The 17,838-nt window shown below is 67.7% G+C and carries 15 protein-coding genes and 1 pseudogene; 2 read left to right on the top strand and 14 right to left on the bottom strand.

All coding sequences use genetic code 11. The annotated features are described in order from the left end of the window. Positions 1–82: 82 nt before the first annotated feature. From JQS43_RS09185 to JQS43_RS09145, 9 genes and pseudogenes are all read right to left on the bottom strand, one after another. Positions 83–2,554: a DUF6571 family protein gene (locus JQS43_RS09185; RefSeq protein ID WP_239678636.1), complete on the bottom strand. Its 2,472-nt coding sequence runs from the start codon at positions 2,552–2,554 to the stop codon at positions 83–85. A gap of 8 nt (positions 2,555–2,562) precedes the next feature. Beyond that, positions 2,563–2,916: a hypothetical protein gene (locus tag JQS43_RS09180; RefSeq protein WP_239678635.1), complete on the bottom strand. Its 354-nt coding sequence runs from the start codon at positions 2,914–2,916 to the stop codon at positions 2,563–2,565. A 177-nt stretch (positions 2,917–3,093) separates the two neighbouring features. Further along, the gene (locus JQS43_RS09175) at positions 3,094–3,699 is read right to left on the bottom strand and encodes a hypothetical protein (RefSeq protein ID WP_239678634.1); all 606 of its coding nucleotides are present in this window, start codon (positions 3,697–3,699) and stop codon (positions 3,094–3,096) included. A 157-nt stretch (positions 3,700–3,856) separates the two neighbouring features. Beyond that, positions 3,857–4,381, bottom strand: a complete 525-nt coding sequence (locus tag JQS43_RS09170; RefSeq protein WP_239678633.1) for a Rieske (2Fe-2S) protein — start codon at positions 4,379–4,381, stop codon at positions 3,857–3,859. A gap of 297 nt (positions 4,382–4,678) precedes the next feature. Continuing rightward, positions 4,679–7,636: pseudogene (uvrA, locus tag JQS43_RS09165) on the bottom strand (excinuclease ABC subunit UvrA); the annotation flags it as partial. A gap of 117 nt (positions 7,637–7,753) precedes the next feature. Continuing rightward, positions 7,754–8,788 (bottom strand): ribosome small subunit-dependent GTPase A, encoded by a 1,035-nt coding sequence (gene rsgA / locus JQS43_RS09160; protein WP_239678632.1) that lies wholly within the window; start codon positions 8,786–8,788, stop codon positions 7,754–7,756. Between the two features lie 199 nt (positions 8,789–8,987). Next, positions 8,988–9,764, bottom strand: a complete 777-nt coding sequence (locus JQS43_RS09155) for an enoyl-CoA hydratase (RefSeq protein WP_239678631.1) — start codon at positions 9,762–9,764, stop codon at positions 8,988–8,990. Between the two features lie 74 nt (positions 9,765–9,838). After that, complete coding sequence (locus tag JQS43_RS09150) at positions 9,839–10,549, bottom strand: class I SAM-dependent methyltransferase (RefSeq protein ID WP_239678630.1); 711 nt, start codon at positions 10,547–10,549, stop codon at positions 9,839–9,841. 64 nt (positions 10,550–10,613) lie between these two features. Further along, positions 10,614–11,171 carry a GNAT family N-acetyltransferase gene (locus JQS43_RS09145; RefSeq protein WP_239678629.1) on the bottom strand — a complete coding sequence of 186 codons (558 nt, stop codon included), beginning with the start codon at positions 11,169–11,171 and terminating at the stop codon, positions 10,614–10,616. Positions 11,172–11,294: 123 nt separating this feature from the next. Between JQS43_RS09145 and JQS43_RS09140 the strand changes: the two genes are divergently transcribed. Together JQS43_RS09140 and JQS43_RS09135 are read left to right on the top strand one after the other, a co-directional pair. Then, positions 11,295–11,945 (top strand): MBL fold metallo-hydrolase, encoded by a 651-nt coding sequence (locus tag JQS43_RS09140; protein WP_239678628.1) that lies wholly within the window; start codon positions 11,295–11,297, stop codon positions 11,943–11,945. 163 nt (positions 11,946–12,108) lie between these two features. Continuing rightward, positions 12,109–13,317 carry a glycosyltransferase gene (locus tag JQS43_RS09135; RefSeq protein ID WP_239678627.1) on the top strand — a complete coding sequence of 403 codons (1,209 nt, stop codon included), beginning with the start codon at positions 12,109–12,111 and terminating at the stop codon, positions 13,315–13,317. Between the two features lie 64 nt (positions 13,318–13,381). Here JQS43_RS09135 and JQS43_RS09130 read toward each other — a convergent pair whose 3' ends face one another. The 5 genes from JQS43_RS09130 to JQS43_RS09110 all read right to left on the bottom strand — a co-directional run bounded on the left by JQS43_RS09130 (position 13,382) and on the right by JQS43_RS09110 (position 17,815). After that, a complete protein-coding gene (locus JQS43_RS09130; protein ID WP_239678626.1) occupies positions 13,382–14,350 on the bottom strand; it encodes a TIGR03557 family F420-dependent LLM class oxidoreductase in 969 nt (322 codons plus the stop codon). Between the two features lie 148 nt (positions 14,351–14,498). Further along, positions 14,499–15,188, bottom strand: a complete 690-nt coding sequence (locus tag JQS43_RS09125) for a glycoside hydrolase family 11 protein (protein WP_239678625.1) — start codon at positions 15,186–15,188, stop codon at positions 14,499–14,501. A 308-nt stretch (positions 15,189–15,496) separates the two neighbouring features. After that, positions 15,497–16,669 (bottom strand): glycerophosphodiester phosphodiesterase, encoded by a 1,173-nt coding sequence (locus JQS43_RS26045; protein ID WP_275581060.1) that lies wholly within the window; start codon positions 16,667–16,669, stop codon positions 15,497–15,499. Between the two features lie 18 nt (positions 16,670–16,687). Then, positions 16,688–17,140: a helix-turn-helix domain-containing protein gene (locus tag JQS43_RS09115; protein ID WP_239678624.1), complete on the bottom strand. Its 453-nt coding sequence runs from the start codon at positions 17,138–17,140 to the stop codon at positions 16,688–16,690. A 3-nt stretch (positions 17,141–17,143) separates the two neighbouring features. Continuing rightward, on the bottom strand, positions 17,144–17,815 hold the full coding sequence (locus JQS43_RS09110) for a nucleotidyl transferase AbiEii/AbiGii toxin family protein (RefSeq protein WP_239678623.1): 672 nt from the start codon (positions 17,813–17,815) through the stop codon (positions 17,144–17,146). Positions 17,816–17,838 lie beyond the last annotated feature (23 nt).

Here is a 17,838-nt window from a genome sequence, read left to right as displayed (position 1 = left end):
GGCCGAGAGCAACCCCGCCACCAGCCCCGCAATCAAACCCACGCCGAGCCAACGATGCCGGCGCCACCGCTCGGCCACCACATCAACTCCAAAGCCCGTTGACGACGACATTGGCGTGACTTATACCCTCGTCATAACTGGTAGCGGCACTCGCGGCCAGATGCACCACCGAACTCTGCCCCTCCCTGTCCAGATACCATTGCCAGGCCTCAACCTCGTCTTCCCCCCAGCTATCCATCGGCTTGGGTTCGCCACCTTCTTCGAGGACTGACGGCAGGTCGGGAAGCTCGCCGCTGTGGTAAAGCGCGGACATGGCCAGGTTTCCCGCGGACTGACGCCCGTCGCTGAGAAATTCGGCGAGCTCGTAGGTGGCGAGGGCTGAACGATCCGCCGCCACCGCTTCGCTCGCTTCTTCCAGGATCAGACTCGCGAACTGACCGGCGACGCTGCCCACGCCCGGCACCTTCACTGAGGTGTCCACGAGCTGCTCCACCACAATTCCGGCGGTCCCGAACGCCGCCCCGCGTCCCCAGCCGTCCCCCTGACCCGATTCGACCTGTTCGAACCAAGCCTCGCGGCCGGCGCCGTAGTCAAGCGCACCCATCACCGACCCGTACCTGCGGGCGACCTGTTGGGCGGCGATGATCCGCTCAGACAGGTCTTTCTCTGGGTAGTCCTCGCTGGAGAGAAAGTGCTGATACGCCACCGCGGAGTGCACCGCCTGGGCTTCGCGAATCGTTTCGTGTGCTCCCTCGTCTCGGCCGAGGTCGACGAGCAGGCGAAAAATGTCGTCCCTGCCGAACCGAGCCCCCAGCCCACCAGACATGTTGGAGTTCACGACGTCGACCGCGCGATTAACGTCCCAGATGTAGTCGGCCATGATGTTGCCGACCGACTGACGCAGCACCGGGTGCATCAGATCTTCGTCAGGACCAGAACGTGCGGCGGGGGTGGCGTTGAGTTCATAGACGATCGACTCGACCAGCCAGATTGCCCGCTGATCCTCCACCCGGGCCGCGTTCTCAAGGACGTTACCGAAGGCCGGCAGACCGGTCACCAGTTCTTCCGGATGGTCAACAAAGTAGTCACGAACCTCTGGCGAACTGACGACATCTACGGGCCAGTCTCGCTCAGTCAGCAAATACTGGACCCGCGACAACCGATGGCCGCTGATCGGGTCAGCCACATTGTCGGGGACATCACCCCAGGTCCGCTGACTGGTCAGGATCTCAAGAGCGGCGGTGGGGCTGGTCTCCAACGCCGTCATCAGCCCGATCATCGGGTCGAACCCGGCCGGTTGAGTGGGTCCGCCGCCCCCGGTCCAGTCGAGCCGCATGCCATCCCATTGCCCGCCCACCGGAAGATCTCGGGTCCAGACCTCGCTGCCACCGTGCAGAACTTCGAAGTCGATCATGCCGGCACCGACCTGCCGAAGAAAGCTGTCGTCGTAGTCGCCATGATTCAACAGCGGACCGATCAACTGGTACCCATACAGTGGGACTGGCCCCGGAACCGCCAGGTTGTCGCCTTCGAAGTCGAACTGGGTCTCCAACGCGATTAGCAGGTCCGCTCGCCACGCCTCGTCTACCTCGTAAGGCCCCGGGATGTAAGGTTCGCCGGGCCCGCCGCCGCTGCCGCGCCGTGTGGTCGCCGTCGCCAGTGCCGTCCCCAGACCAGCCTGGATCGACCCGATCAGATCGGCGAGTTCGCCGTCGCCCGCCTCCGGGGGATCGACGGTCAGGAATGCGAGGTTCCCGTTGAGCTCCAGGGCCGCAGCGGGTCCCAACTCGGTGGCTAGGTAGTAGGCGAAGGCCTCGTCCTCGGCGTGGGCGGAGAGTAACTCTTCCAACCGCTCCAACTCCGCCTGGCTGACCTCCTGATCTGGATCATTGATCCGTTGAGTGAGTTCGCCGACCTCGCCAGCAAGTTCCTTCATCGCCCGGTCGTGCCACAGCGGCAAGAACACCTCGACCGCTCCAGCGGGTGAACCCCACACGCCCGACTCCGTGAGCAGGTCGAGATGTGCCGCGCTCGGGCCTTCCCGCAGCATCGCCGCCGCGGTCCGCGAACCTTCATCGATGAACATGTGGTGCGCGTCCCACCACCGTTCTCGCGCCCGCCGGTCGTGTTCGGTCCGGGCCAGGGCGAACTCGTGATCGAACTCCTCACCAAGCGGAACCCCGAATCGATTGCCCTGTGCCTCGGTTCGTTCATCATCAATCAGCCGCACCTGGGTGTTGAAATCCTCCACCTGGCGCCGCCAATACCAGACCACCCCGGCCAGCCAGACTGTGGCATCACCAGCCACCAGGGCGTCCTGGCGCACTCCCGCCGGGGCCGCCGCCAACTCCTCCGCCGCCAGCCCGTCCCAGCTCACCTCAGCCGGATGAAACCGCCGGTCAGTAACGATCCGTAGGTCTACTGTCCGGCCCGCCAAGCCTTCGAGCCGCAGGGCGATCGCCTCCAACTCACCGGGCAGGGAGGGGTGTCGATCGAACGGCTCGATCGCGACGTCGGTGCCGCCCCCACCGGCGCCGGTCGGTGTATTCACCATCACAAGTCCTAGAAGTTCACCGGGCGATTGAGCACAGTGCTCTGCCCGGCGGCGGCCCCATGTTGAGCGACCAGCACCGCCTCGGCATCCTGGTCCGCACTGTTGACCGTGATCGCGGCGTCGGCCGTAGCACCGCCAAGGGTGGCTACCCGGCCAGCCATCCGCTGGGCAATCGGATTGACCTCGGCGGTGTAATTGGTGACCGCCACACCAAGGCGGCTATTGCGCACCGCTCTCGACGTGTCGGCGAAGCAGAGCTGGACGTGGGTTCCCCACTGCTGCCAGCTCCCCGACATCGCGTCAGTCTCTTTGGCGGCCGAGTGAACGACGTCGACGTCGGCTTCAAGGTGCTCCGGTGGCAAGTTCCCCCCTCAGCAATCGTGATCATCGGCAGCTCGCTACCCGACCAATTAGGGTAGCAGCGCCCGCAAGCCGAAGTGGACGCCGATGACCGCGACCATAGCTGGATCCACAACTCCGACTGTGTGGATGCCGCCCAAGATCACGCCGGCCATGTGCTCAAGCGGTTGAATCGTCGCTCAGCTGATTGACTCGAAGCGGTCGCGGAGGACCTCGGCGACGTCCGGGTCGAACCCGTCGGCGGCGATCACCTGCTCGTGGTACTCCTCCGGGAGGATCGAACGCACCCGGTCGGCGTGGGTGACCCCTTCCTCCCCCACCAACGCCTGCTCCGGCAGCATGATCGAGGCCGGTGCGGTGTCCAGCTCCACCACCAACGGCCCGGAAGCGCGCAACGCATCGGGCCAGTACAGGCCCGGGCCGTACTCGGCGCACATGTGGTGGGCGTAGATGGTCTCCACCTCGTCGACCGTGCTGGCGGTGGTGGGTTCGAAGCCGAGGGTGTCGGCGGCGCACACGATGCCGTGTGCATCTTCGTCGAAGTGGTGGCCATGAGCGGCATGCTCGGCGAGGCTGGCCCCCTCCAACAGGGTCACCACCTCGTCCGCGAGCTGCTCAGGCAGGGGTCGGTCGTCGCCGCCCGCGACCGGCGCGGCCGGTTGGTCCTCCGCTGGCCCCACCAGGCGTAGCCCGACCGCGACCACGACGGCCGCCACCACGACCAGCAGCGCCGCCAGCTGGAGTCCGCGCCGGCGACGCTGGTCGATATTCGTACCCGTCTGCATAGGCAGATCCTGGCATCGACGGCGACGCTTACGCTAGCCTCTGCCCGCTCGGTGGGACCGCTCCCACCGCACTCTGAGACGGACCGATCATGAGCTGGTTGCCCCGACACGCCAGCGTGTCGGGGCAACCAGCTCATGATCGGCGGTTAGGGCGGGGTCAGACGAGCCGGATCTCCGACCCGTCGACCTCGATCTCGACCTCGGGTAGCGGGTCCTGACCCGCCGGGTCACCACCCTCGGCCGCCTCGACCACCGAGCCGTCCTCGATCGAGAAGCGGCTGAAGTGGCAGTTGCAGTTGATCGTGCCGTCCTCAACGTCGCTGACCAGGCACCCCTGATGGGTGCAGACAGCGCTGAAGCAGCGGAACTCGCCCTCGCTCGGCTGGGTGACCACCACGTTCTGGTCCGCGACGATCAGCCCACCGCCGACCTCGACCTCTTCGGCGCTCGCGAGCACTTCGCCGCCGCTGCCGCCGGTGTCCTCCTCGGTGTCCCCGTTGCTGCCCTCGGGTGCGCCCGGGTCGTCCGCTGGCGGCGCTGGCTCGAACGGATCGCGGTCGTCGTCGGGCTCAGTGCCGCAGGCGGCGAGCACCGCGGTGGCGCCCAATGCGCCGGCTCCCGCCAGCACCGCACGCCGGCTGCTCGTACCCGATGCTTCGCTCGCCAACCGTTCGTCACTCATGGGCAGACCTCTCTGTACTGTTTGTGAGCTTTGGCTAGGTTAGCCATGCCAGGACATACGGGTCCGGCGGCAGGCTGGTTCAACCTCGACCGATCTTGACTCAACCCGGGCCGGTCATTGACGACCGGACGCCGCAGCCCTCGAGGATCTGGCCGATTTGGCCGCTTTGGGTGCCTTAGCTGGTTTAGCCGACTGGTCCGAGTCGCTGCCGTTCACAGGCTTCGCAGCGGCCTTAGCAGACTTGCCAACCTTCGTAGCCTTCGTAGCCTTCGTGACTTTCGTGGCCTGCCCAGCCCGCTTGGCCGGTGCGGCCTTCGCAGCGGAGCCGGCCCGACCAGTCGCACCCGCAGCGTCCGCGCCGTTAGCCTGCGCCGCCCGGGCCGCCGCCTCGGTCGACGCCATCACCGCCGCCTCGGGCAGCCCGAGCACCGGACGCAGGAACTGGCCGGTGAAGCTCACCGCCGTCTCGGCCACCTCCTCCGGGGTGCCGACCGCCACCACCCGGCCACCCTTGCTGCCGCCGTCCGGACCCAGGTCGATCAACCAGTCAGCCGTCTTGATCACATCGAGGTTATGCTCGATGACGATCACCGTGTTGCCCTTCTCGACCAGCCCCTCCAGCACCCGCAGCAGCTTGCGGATGTCGTCGAAGTGCAGCCCGGTGGTGGGCTCGTCGAGCACATAGACGGTCCGGCCGGTGGAGCGGCGCTGCAGCTCGGAGGCGAGCTTCACCCGCTGCGCCTCGCCCCCCGACAGCGTTGGCGCGCTCTGCCCGAGCCGGACATAGCCCAGCCCGACATCGACCAGCGTCTTCAGGTGTCGATGGATCGCCGGGATCGCGGAGAAGAACTGCTCGGCCTCCTCGATCGGCATGTCCAGCACCTCGGCGATGGTGCGGCCTTTGTAGTGGACCTCCAGGGTCTCGCGGTTATACCGCGCGCCCTGACACACCTCGCAGGGGACGTAGACGTCGGGCAAGAAGTTCATCTCGATCTTGATCGTCCCGTCGCCGGCGCAATTCTCGCACCGCCCGCCCTTGACGTTGAACGAGAACCTGCCCGGACCATACCCACGGACCTTCGCCTCGGTGGTGCCGGCGAACAGCTTCCGGATGTGGTCGAAGACGCCGGTGTAGGTGGCGGGGTTGGATCGCGGCGTCCGCCCGATCGGCGACTGGTCCACCCCGACCACCTTGTCGACCTGGTCGATGCCGCTGACCCGGGTATGCCGCCCCGGCACCAGCCGGGCGCCGTTGATCCGGTTCGCCAACACCGCGTACAGGATGTCGTTGACCAGCGTCGACTTGCCGGAACCGCTCACCCCGGTGATCGCGATCAACTGCCCGAGGGGGAAGCTGACGGTCAGGTTGCGCAGGTTGTTGGCGCGGGCACCGTGCACCACCAGCTCCCGACCCGCCGTCACCGGCCGGCGCTGCGTCGGCACCGGGATCGACTTCTGACCGGCCAGATAGGCGCCGGTTACCGACTCCTCCGCCGTCAGCAGCCGATCGTACGGGCCGCTGTGCACGATCCGACCGCCGTGCTCACCGGCGCCGGGCCCGATGTCGACGATCCAGTCGGCGGTGCGGATGGTGTCCTCGTCATGCTCCACCACGATCAGCGTGTTGCCGAGGTTACGTAGCCGCACCAGGGTCTCGATCAGCCGGTGGTTGTCTCGCTGATGCAGCCCGATCGACGGCTCGTCCAGCACATACAGCACGCCGACCAGACCGGAGCCGATCTGGGTGGCGAGCCGGATCCGCTGTGCCTCACCGCCGGAGAGGGTGGCGGCCGCCCGGTCCAGCGACAGGTAATCCAGCCCGACATCGACCAGGAACCGCAGCCGGGCGTTGATCTCCTTCAGCACCCGCTCGGCGATCAGCCGCTCCCGGTCGGTCAGCGTCATGCCGGCGACCAACTCGGCGCACTCCCCGACCGAGAGCGCGCACATCTCGGCGATGTTACGGCCGTGCACGGTGACCGCCAGCACCTCGGGCTTGAGCCGGGCCCCCGCGCACACCTTGCACGGGACCTCCCGCATGTAGCCCTCATACCGGTCGCGCGACCACTCCGAGTCGGTGTCGGCGTGCCGGCGTTCCAGCCACTGCACCACCCCTTCGAACCCGGTGTAATACGAGCGGGTCCGGCCGTAGCGGTTTCGGTAGCGGACGTGGATCTGATCCTGGGCGCCATGCAGGATGGTCTTCTGCGCCCGGGAGCTGATCGCCCGCCACGGGGTGTCGAGGTCGAACCCCTCCTGCTTACCGAGCGCCTCCAGTAGCCGGAGGAAGTAGTCGAGGGTGTGACCGCCAGCCCATGGTTGCAGCGCACCCTCGCGCAGTGTGCGCTCCGGGTCCGGCACCACCAGCTCCGGATCGACCTCTTTCTTGGTGCCCAGACCGGTGCACTCCGGGCAGGCGCCATACGGCGCGTTGAACGAGAAGGAACGCGGCTCCAGCGCCTCGAAGCTCAGGTCGCAGTAACCGCACGCCAGGTGCTCCGAGAAGGTCCGCTCCCGCTGCTCGTCGTCCTCGTCAAGATCGACGAAGTCGAGCACCACCAGACCGCCCGCCAGGCGCAGCGCGGTCTCGATCGAGTCGGTCAACCGGCGCTTGGCGCTCGCCTTCACCGTGAGCCGGTCCACCACCACCTCGATGGTGTGCTTCTCTTGCTTCTTGAGCTTCGGTGGCTCGGTCAGCTGATGCACCACCCCGTCGACCCGGACCCGGGCGTAGCCCTTCGACTGGAGTTCGGCGAAGAGGTCGGCATATTCGCCCTTGCGGCCCCGCACCACCGGCGCCAGCACCTGGAACCGGGTGCCTTCGGTCATCGCCAGCACCCGGTCGACGATCTGCTGCGGCGTCTGCCGGCTGATCGGCCGGCCGCAGTTGGGGCAGTGCGGCTCACCGATCCGGGCGTAGAGCAGCCGGAGGTAGTCGTAGACCTCGGTGATCGTGCCGACCGTCGAGCGCGGGTTGCGGGAGGTGGACTTCTGGTCGATCGAGACCGCTGGCGAGAGACCCTCGATGAAGTCGACGTCGGGCTTGTCCATCTGACCGAGGAACTGTCGCGCATAAGAGGAGAGGGACTCGACATACCGTCGCTGCCCCTCCGCGAAGATCGTGTCGAACGCAAGGCTGGACTTACCCGACCCGGAGAGCCCGGTGAACACGATCAACGCGTTCCTCGGCAGGTCAAGGTCGACATCGCGCAGGTTGTGTTCCCGCGCCCCGCGCACAATGAGTCGGTCGGCCACGGCGCACACTCTAGCCCCGCACCCTGACAACTCGGTCCGAGGAGGGCGCCCCTGTCACACAGTTTTCTGTGATCAGGGGCACCCAATGCTCGGTGCGGCCGAATCAGTGCGGCCGAATCAGCGGCGGCCGGATGAGCGGACCCGGCTGCGGGCCCGGCGGCGGCCCGACTCGTAGGCCACCTCCCGGTGCAGCCGCAGCCAACTCTCCCACCGCCGCGGCGACAACTCCCCCGACGCCAGCGCCGCCCGAACCGCGCAGCCCGGCTCGCTGGCATGGCCGCAGTCGCCGAAGCGGCACTGCTCGGTCAAGGCCACCACCTCCGCGAACGCGCGGTCTAGGCCGCCGGAACCGTCGAGCAGCCCGACCGCCCGTACGCCAGGGGTGTCCAGCACCGCGCCGCCGCCGGGCAGCGGCACCAACTCCCGGTACGTGGTGGTGTGCCGGCCTTTGCCGTCCACCCGGCGCACCGATTGGGTACCCATCACCGCCGCCCCCGCTAGCGCGTTCACCAACGACGACTTGCCGCAGCCAGAGGGTCCCACCAGCCCTAATGTGCGCCCCACTCCGAGGTACGGGCGCAGCGCGGGCAACCCGTCGCCGCGCTCCGCGCTCACCGGCAGGACCGGCACCCCGGCGGTAGCGTCGGCCACCTGGTCGGCGACGGTCGGAGCATCGGCCGCCAGGTCGGCCTTGGTCAACACCACCACCGGCTCAGCGCCCGACTCCCACGCCAGCGCCAGCAGCCGCTCCACCCGGGCCAGGTCGGGCGAGGGGTCGATCGCCTCCACCACCGCGACGGTGTCCAGGTTCGCGGCGAGCAGCTGACCGCTCGCGTCCTTGCCGGCCGTCCGCCGGATCAGCGAGGTCCGGCGCGGCAGGACCGCCTCGGCGGTGATCCGCTCGTCGGGCCACTCCCGCACCACCACCCAGTCGCCGGCGCCAGGTAGGACGGTCGGGTCGCCGCCAGCGGCCGACAGTACCGCCCCGGCCACGCTGGCACGGACGATGCCGGACGCGGTCAGGACAGTGCAGACGCCGCGGTCGGCTCGGAGCACCCGCCCCGGGTAGTGGTCCGAGTCGGCCGACACCCGCGCGGCGTACTCGTCAGTAAAGGTCGCGTCCCAGCCCAGGGACGTCAGATCGTACGTCATGGGAAACCTCGATCAAGAAAGGTGGAGGGTGGTGTGGAGCCATCGTTCCGGCATCGTGACCACCCCCTTTCCGAGCTCCGGTGACGCGCGTCTGGATAGACAGTAAGCCTGGAGACCGCTCAGAAGAAACCGAATATCGGCCTACCGCCGCCGATCATGAGCGTGTTGACAGACACACCGAGCGTGTCTGTCAACACGCTCATGATCGACCGGGAGGGGTGGTGAGTTTGGCGACCGCGGCGCGGATCTGGTCGCCGGTGGCGGTGCTGGCCTGCGCCCACGACTCGAACTCCAGCGTCGGGCCGAGCCCCGCCGTCTCGGCCAGCTGCACCGAGCGCTTGATGTCTCGAACCAGCTCCGGGTCGAGCGCCGCATACTGGGCCGCCGCCGCGGTCGCCGTCGCCACCGGGTCCGCCGCCACCGACAAAGCCAGCCCCCGCTGCACCGCCTCCTCCGCGGTCAACGTGCCGCCGTCGAGCAGCATCGCCAGCGCCCGCTGTGGGCCCAGCGCCCGGACTAGGAAGTGGGTGCAGCCACCGCCGGGGTGCAGCCCCAACCGCGTGAACGTCGCCGCGAAGGTCGCCTGCGGCCCGGCGATCCGCAGATCGCAGCACATCGCCAGGTTCAGCCCGGCACCGACCGCGGGCCCTTGCACCGCGGCGATGGTCGGGATCGTCAATTCGGCCACCACCAGAAAGGACCGGTAGATCGCCTGGAGGTCGCGCCGGATCTCGGCGACCGGCCGATCCGGCTGGCCGAAGACGGCGGGCAGGTCGGCCCCGGCGCAGAAGGCCCGACCGGCCCCGGTGACCACCAGCGCTCGCGCCTCACCGTCGGCGGCGACCGCGGCGACCGCGGCGGCTAGCTCGTCGCGCAGCTGCGGGCCGATGGCGTTACGCCGGTCCGGGTCGGTGAGGGCCAGGATGCGAACGCCCGGGTGGTCGCCGTGGGTCAGGGTCACCTTCTCGCCAGCCATGGTGGTCGCTCCTCTTTGTAGTGGGCGGGGCCATGGTGATCCTCCCCCGCGGCCACGCGGCGGCGGACCTCGGGTCAGGCCTTGCGTAACGCGAAGACCACGAAGACGGGCCGGTTGGCCAGCTCCTCGGCGAGCTCCGGGTAGCGCCCCCGCAGCGCCGCCGCCGGCGCCGGCTCCTGGATCCCTTCGATCAGGAACCCGGCGGCGGCGAACTCGGCGCAGGTCGCCGAGAGCGGCTGCTGCCAGTACGCGACCTGCCAGCTGCTGTTCCACTCCTCCTCGATCCGGCGCACCGCGAAGTAGCTGCCACCCTGCCGGAGCCAGTCGTGGACCGGGTGAGCCGTGGAGACCACCAACCGGCCGCCGGGCCGCAGCGCCCGGGCCGCCTCCCGCAGCGCCGCCACCCGGTCGTCGAGATGGTGGATCACTAGCGGCATCACCGCCGCGTCGAACTCGCCGTCAGCCGCCCAGGACAGCGGCGACTGCAGGTCCTGGCAGTGGAAGGTCGCGGCGTCGGTAGCCACCTCCGCCCGAGCCAGCCGAACCATCTCGGGGCTGACGTCCACCCCCACCACCCGGGCGGCACCGCGCGCCAGTAGCTCCGCGGCGTAGAGACCGGGACCGCAGCCCAAATCCAACACCGTCAGGCCGGCCACCGGACCGAGCGCCGCAAGCACCGCCGGCCGATCGTAATGGGCGTTACAGGCACCATCCCGGGCATGCTCCAGAAAGCCCGCGGCGAACGCGTCGTACATCGGGGCTTCGCTGTCCTTAATCTCCGTCATCGCACCAGGATAAGGCCGAGGCCGAACTCTGCTAGGTTACGATGTCTTTCGATAGAAGCCAGGGTCATCCGGTCGCTGGCGGCAGCAGTGGGGATGGCGCTGACGGCGAGCCGCTCGCGCGGTACGCCATCTCCAACTCCAGATAGCGCGGGTCGGGCGGGTAACGCATGGTGCCACCGGTGGCGACGAACCCGCACCGTCGATAGAAGGCTTGCGCCCGTTCGTTCTCCGCCAACACGAACAGCCGAATCCGCTCCGCGCCCGCTTCGGCGGTCGCCCAGTCGACCACGCCCGTCAAGAGCGGTTCGGCGACCCCGGAGCCCCGGTGCCCAGGGCTCGCATACACCCCGACCACCATCACCGAAATCTGCTCGGTGATCTCCTGCTCCACGAATCCGCCGACGGTCGCCACCAGCCGACCGTCCCGCTCAGCCACCAGCAGGCACCCCTCGCCGCCACTCGCCGCCGACGTGACCCGCTGCCGCCACTGCGCATCCGAGCGCATCCTCGCCTCGGCGTACTGCTCGGTGAAGGCGAGGGGTGAGTCCTGCAACGCCTCCAGCCGCAGCTCTCGAAACGCCAGCCAGTCGGCGGGTGTCACCCGCCGCACCTCGTAGTCCATCCACCCATCGTCGTCGGAGAACGGTACCGCCACAAATTCAACCCCACCGACCCTCCTGGCTGGTCGCTGCTACGCCTATCGGCTGCTCGCTCCGGCCGGGGTGGGGCGGCTAGGGTCGGCCGCATGGACTACAGCGGAGCGGTAACCCCCGGCGGTCCGGCGGCCGTGCGCGAGCTGCCCGACCTGACCATCAGCAAGCTCTCGGTCGGCCCGATGGACAACAACGCCTACCTGCTGCGCTGCCGACAAACCGGCCAGCAACTACTAGTCGACGCGGCCAACGACGCCGACCAGCTGTTGAGCCTGGTCGGCGACGGCGGCCTCGACACGGTCGTGACCACTCACCGCCACCAGGATCACTGGCTGGCCCTCTCCGAGGTACTGCAAGCCACCGGCGCCGACTCGGTCGCCCATCCAGCCGACGCCGACCCGCTCCCGGCGGTGACTCGAACGGTCTCCGCCGGCGACACCGTACGCGTGGGCGAGTGCTCGCTGGAGGTTATCCACCTGGTGGGCCACACCCCCGGCTCGATCGCCCTGCTCTATCAGGATCCGGCCGGGGTAGCGCACCTGTTCACCGGCGACTCCCTCTTCCCCGGGGGTCCTGGTCGGACAACAAACTCCACCGACTTCGAAACCCTCATGGACGACCTCGAAGCCAAGATCTTCGGCCGGTTGCCGGACGATACGTGGTTCTACCCTGGCCACGGCAACGACAGCACCCTCGGCTTCGAACGCGCTGCGATCCCGGAGTGGCGCGCCCGCGGCTGGTGACCGCGACCAGATCGGCCGACCGCCCCCTGTGGCCGCACTCCGGGCTGCCTCCGAGGTGAGTCCGAGGTAGACTCCGCGCTAACCCACACACGCTGCGTGAGGAGGGTGAGGCGGTGGCCAAGGCCTGAGTCGAACCCGCGCATTCAGGCTGGAGGTCGGTTTGATGAAAGAGCCCAAGGTGTCTGTTGTGGTCCCGACCTACAACCGCGAAGATATGCTTCGGCTGACGCTCACGAGCCTGTCGGACCAGACTCTCCCTACCGAGGACTTCGAGGTCATCGTTGCTGATGACGGATCGAGTGACGGCACCTCCGATGTGGTCCGTTCTTTTGACCATCGCTTGCGCCTCAAATACACCTTTCAGGATGACCTGGGCTTCCGTGCTGCAGCGGCGCGAAATGCCGGTGCCAGGTTGGCGGACGCGCCGATTCTGGTGTTTTTGGATACCGGTGTCCAAGCCGCTCCTGGTCTGGTCGGTGGTCATGCTAGAGCAGCCGAGCACCGGCACACGATCATCGGATACACGTATGGGTCACAGTCTGATACGAAACTGACCGGTCTCGCGCAAAGCATGACCAAGCTGACCCCGCAAGAGGTTCGCAGTCGGTTTCTCGAGAATTGGTCATTCCACGATTCTCGGCATTTTCTGTTTGGGCCCGTCGGATTCGACGTCAACCGTTATGCGGTGCCGTGGTTACTCCTGTGGTCGCTGAACTTCTCGATTCAATCTGCTGACTTCTGGTCCGCGGGAGGCTTCGATGAGGACTTCTGCGACTGGGGAATGGAGGACCTAGAGCTCGGATATCGGCTACACAAGCAAGGAACCCGGTTCACCGTGAGTCGCGATGCATGGGGCATCGAGTTTCCGCACGAGCGTGACCGGAAAGCCAACCAAGCAAGCAATAGCCGCAATATTATCAAGTTCCTACTCAAACACCGCGATCCAATCCTGGAACTTTATTGGGCCTGGGATCTCGACTACTATTCGTGGTCATTGGACGACGAGTACGAGGCGCTCCAGGAGTGGACGCGGACGGCTCGTAACCTGACGGTTGCGGACGAAATACGCACGGCCCTGCAGACGCTGTCGACAGGGGGCAGCGCTGCTGTCTTCGGCTGCGGTGACTGGCGGCCAGAGTCGCCGCAACCGCACTCTTTATTTGATTTCGACCCGGAGTACGTTGATCGCGACGCTTCCCAACGGAACGCGCGGCAACGGGCAGTCGGGATCCGAACCCCGTTGCCCGACGAATCAGTCGACCTAGTGGTCATAACCTCACGGCTGCGGGGTCTTTGGGAGAGTCACGGCTCGCGAATTCTCGCCGAGGCGAGGCGAGTGGGACGGTCGGTATGGCTACCACCCGACTGGTGAGCGGTTGGCGTCCGAGGCCACCGAACCGAACGCCTGTGCAACCCTCGACTAGAGCTGTGGCCCGCTAGTCATCGAGGTTACGTAGCGCCGGCAGCAGGGTCTCGGCGGCCCACGGCAGGAACTCCCGTTGCCGGTCGCCCCCGACCTGCACCAGGGCGATGTCGGTGAATCCGGCGTCGCGGAACTTCGCGACCGCCGCCACATGCTGGTCCAGGTCCGGTCCGCACGGGATGATGGCGGCCACATCCTCCTCCCGCACATACTGCGTGGCGGTCTCGAAGGCCGGCGGGTCCGGCAACTCGGAGAGCGCCTTCCAGCCCAGCGCCGCCCACCGGAACTGGTCCCGGGCCACCCGACGGCATTCTTGCTCGTCCGGGCCGTAGGAGACCGGCACCTGACAGTATCGCCGACCACCCTCGCCGCCGGCTTCGGTGAACATCCGGACCAAGTCCGGGTCGGGGTGGGTGGCCACCATGGCTTCGCCGTACTCGCCCGCCAGCGCACAGGAGTGCGGGCCGGAGACGGCCACCGCGACCGGAACGGTGGCCTCCGGCAGGTCGAACAATTCGGCGCCACCCACGTCGTAGTAGTCGCCGTTGAAGCTGATCGAGTCGCCGTCCAGCAGCGACCGGATGATCTCAAGGGATTCTTCGAACATCTGGTGCCGGTGGGCCACTGCCGGCCAGGCCCCCACCACCCGTTCGTTGAGGTTCTCACCGGCCCCAAGTCCGAGGGTGAACCTACCGCCGGAGAGCACCCCCATCGTCGCCGCCTTCTGCGCCACCACCGCCGGGTGATACCGCCGGATCGGACACGTTACGAACGACATCAGCCGCAGTTGTTGGGTGGCCTGGGCGACCGCGCCCAGCACCGACCACGCGTACGGCGAATGGCCCTGCGCGGTGAGCCATGGGTAATAGTGGTCGGAGACGGTGGCGAAGTCGAACCCTGCCTCCTCGGCACGCGCGGCATCGGCGACCAACTGGTCCGGTGGCGCCTGTTCAGACAGCAGCGAGTATCCGTAGGTCGTCATGCCGTCGCCGTTCCCCGTCTCGCGGCCGGTCACACCCCGCCGCGAGCGGTCACCGCCCAAGCTGGCCTCGGGTCAGGGCCCGCGGCAGGGTGGTGCGGTGGCGCCGGAGACCGCCGCCGCACCACCCTTCCCCCGTGGGATGTGGCGATCAGCCGCTCACCGTGATGTTGGAGTTGCCGCTGCTCTGATACCCCTCGGTAGCCATGATCATGTAGTAGCTGAAGGATCCGAGGTTCATACCGGCGGCCGCCCAGGCGTCGAAGTGGTTGCCGGTGGTGATCGTGCCACCGGTCCGGGTCGCCTGCCGGACGCTCCAATACTGCGGGAAGGTCTGGGTTCCCTCCACCGACGGCGCGTCGTAGCGCATGGTGTGGTACATGTCGTACTCGCCACCGTCGCTGTAGACCGTACCCCGGAACTCGCCTTCGGGGCGGTAGGTGCCGAAATTGTCGACGATGTAGTACTCGACCAGCGGGTTCGAGGTCCAACCGTAGAGACACAGGTAACCGTTGCCGAGCGGATTGAAGCTGCCGGAGTAGTTCACACTCCGCCGGCCGCCGTTACTCCAACCTTTACCGCAGACAAAATTGCCGGTGTCGGTCCAGGACATGCTGTAATTGCCACCTGGACCCATGGTCATGGCGACCGACCCGCCACCATCGGTCCAGAATGAATAGTAGAAGCCGTCATGGGTACCCTCTTGGTTCTCGGTGATGACTTCTTGCGCGTTGGCGGTCCCGGGCAGCATCAGCCCGGATGTGACCAGCGCCAATGCGCCGGCACCGCCGATGAAGTTTCTGCGGCTGATCCCGTGGGCGGGGGCTCTGTCCTTAGACATGCTTCCTCCTCGTGAAGGCCGTGGCAACCGATCGCCGTGCGGTCGGCGACCGATGGTCCAGGTCGGACTGATGACCTGGATCGACAGTGTTGAGGCGTCGATGCCCGCCAATGTAGGGGCGCCTCGATCAAGGTGTCAACATTTTCCGGAAATACCCCTGTAACCTCCTCGTTACAGCAGGTTTCTACCGCAACATTGTCGCTGCACACCGCGCCATATCGGGAAATCTGCCCGAACATCCACCGAAAAACTCGGCCAGTTCCGGCCGCTGCCCGGAGCCCTGTTTCCGGAAACTCTGGCCGAAGCCGCTACCCCGAGCAGACCACGCCGACGTAGTGTCCGAGCTGGTCGGTGAGGTCGGTCAGGATCACATCGCAGCCGTCACGCCGGGCCGCCTCCAACGCCCGCCAACTGTTGATTGTGGAGGCGCCGGCGCGGAGCCCGGCGTGGCGCGCCGTGCCCACCGCTGCCCGGTGGGTCAGGTAACGCCGGCCGCCCGGAGCCACCAGCAACAGTTCCGCCCGATAGTCGCCAGCGGCGGCGACCCGCTCGTCGACGTTCTCGCTGGTGGTCGCGAACCAACCGAGCCGCACCCGGTCACCCGCCACCCGGCGGGCCAGCGCCAGCTCCGGCTCGTCCCGCAGCATCAGCAGGCACCCGTCGGCCACCGGCGACCGGCGTACCACCTGGACGATCTTGGTTAGCCCGGCGCCGTCCGGGCTGACCGGCGGTTTGATGTCCAGCAGGATCTGCCGCAGGCCGCGACCCGCGCAGGCGTCCAGGTAGGCGGCCAACGTCGGCACCGGCGCTCCCCCGGCCCCCTTCATCCGGCGCAGCCGCCAATGGCGCAGCTCCGACACCTCCCCCTCGCCGCTGGTAGTGCGGTCCACCCGGCGGTCGTGCATCAGCACCGGTACGCCGTCGCGGGAGAGCCGCACATCCACCTCCACTCCGCCGACGTACGGCGGTAGCGCGGCCAAGCCCTCGATCGCGTTCTCCGGGTGATCACCGCAGCGACCTCGGTGCGCCACCAGGGTGCCCCGGAACGGCCGGAACTCCGCCGCCGACCGCTCCGCCGCGGCCAGCCGGCTCGCCCAGCTGGTACGCGACGGGTCCAGCTCGATCGCGGCCGCGTATGACCGGACCGCTCCGGGATAGTCCCAACACTGCTCCCGCGCCCGTCCGAGCCAGTAGTGCCGCACTGGCCGGTCCGGTTGCAGCTCCACCGCGCGCTGCAGCGCGGCCACCGCCGCCCGCCACTGTCGGGTGCGCAGCAGCCATCGGCCCAACCGCTGGTGCCAGCTGGCGTTGCCGGGGTCGTGCCCGATCGCGGTCGCCAACGCCGCGGTCGCCGCCGGCAGGTCGCCAGCGGCTTCGGCCGCGACCGCGGCGTCGTACCAGCGCCGCCCTTCCGCCCGGTCACCGCGGAGGGCGGCCGGGTAACCGGCGGACGGCGGAGGGGGACGGCGGTCGGTCGGCACCGGCCGAGGATAGACGAGCTAGCTGTCGCCGCCTTCGGCCGATTCCTCGCCCGCCCGCCGGATTCTGACCATCAGCGCGGCTGAGGGCACCACCTTGCCGGTCAGATAGGTGGAGAGTCGGGAGGTCGAGGTACCGATGCGAGCCGCGAATTCGGTCCGGGTGAGCCCGGACTCGTCGACTACCTGCCGGATCTCTTCCGCCACCTCCTGGCGCTCCCCCCGCTCGACGCGTTCCCTGGCCTCAGCGATCAGCGTCTCCATAGCTTCAGCCACTCCGAAAGGTCGGGAGTACCCGAGCACCTCCTCGATCTGGCGGGCGGTCCGCCCCCATGGGCGGCGGTCTACCTCCGCGGCCAGCCGGTGCCAGTCGGCGAGGTCTCCCCGCTCTAGTGCGGTCTGAACCGCCTCAGTCGGCCAATCAGCGACCGGTGTGGTCGGATCGATCGTGAGATTACGGAAAGACAGCGTCACGGCTCAGACCTCCGCTCGCAGGATGGCTGCTGACAGCCGCCGACATACCGCGCGGACCTGGCGCCAATCGTGCCATCGTGGCGCCAGATTGCGATAGGCGTCAAGCTGTTGCGTCGTGGAGGCGTCTGCCGGCCGCGGGTCACCTAGCTGCCTGGCCACCTGGGCTGCCACGCCGCGGCCGCCACCGTGCTGGTCGGCGTAGTAATCGTCGATCCGCGCCAGCACTTCGGCGGCGGCGCCGATGTCGTAGCGGTCGGCCAACGCCGCGACGTCGAGATAGTCCCGGGTCTGGTTACGCCGAACGATCAGGAACGCTTTGATTCGCAGCGTTTCTTCGGCGGTCGGTACCCGCAGGCTGCGCCCCGACGGGAGTTGCACTTCGGTTGTCTCTAATGGACGAGAACGAATGAGCTGCCGGACGCCCGCTTCGATATCGCCGAGCCGGCCGAGGATGATCTTTCCGGGCCGGACCCGGTTGGTCACCCATTCGCCCTCGGACTCGAGCGCCTCCAGCACCAGGTCGAACCGATCTCGAAGATCCCCCACCACATGATCGTGGTCAAAGGAGTCGCGGTGGGATGCGTAGAGCGCGGCCGCCGACCCACCGACCAGAACCGCATCGGGCACCAGCTCTTGCAGGCGGGACGCCGATTCGAGCACCGCCGCCAGCTCCACGCTGCCCTTCTCTACCATGACGT

Source organism: Natronosporangium hydrolyticum (assembly GCF_016925615.1).
Classification (GTDB): Bacteria; Actinomycetota; Actinomycetes; order Mycobacteriales; family Micromonosporaceae; genus Natronosporangium; species Natronosporangium hydrolyticum.
The sequence above is the reverse complement of the archived record's forward strand: the minus strand, read 5'-3'. Positions and strand labels throughout refer to the sequence as shown.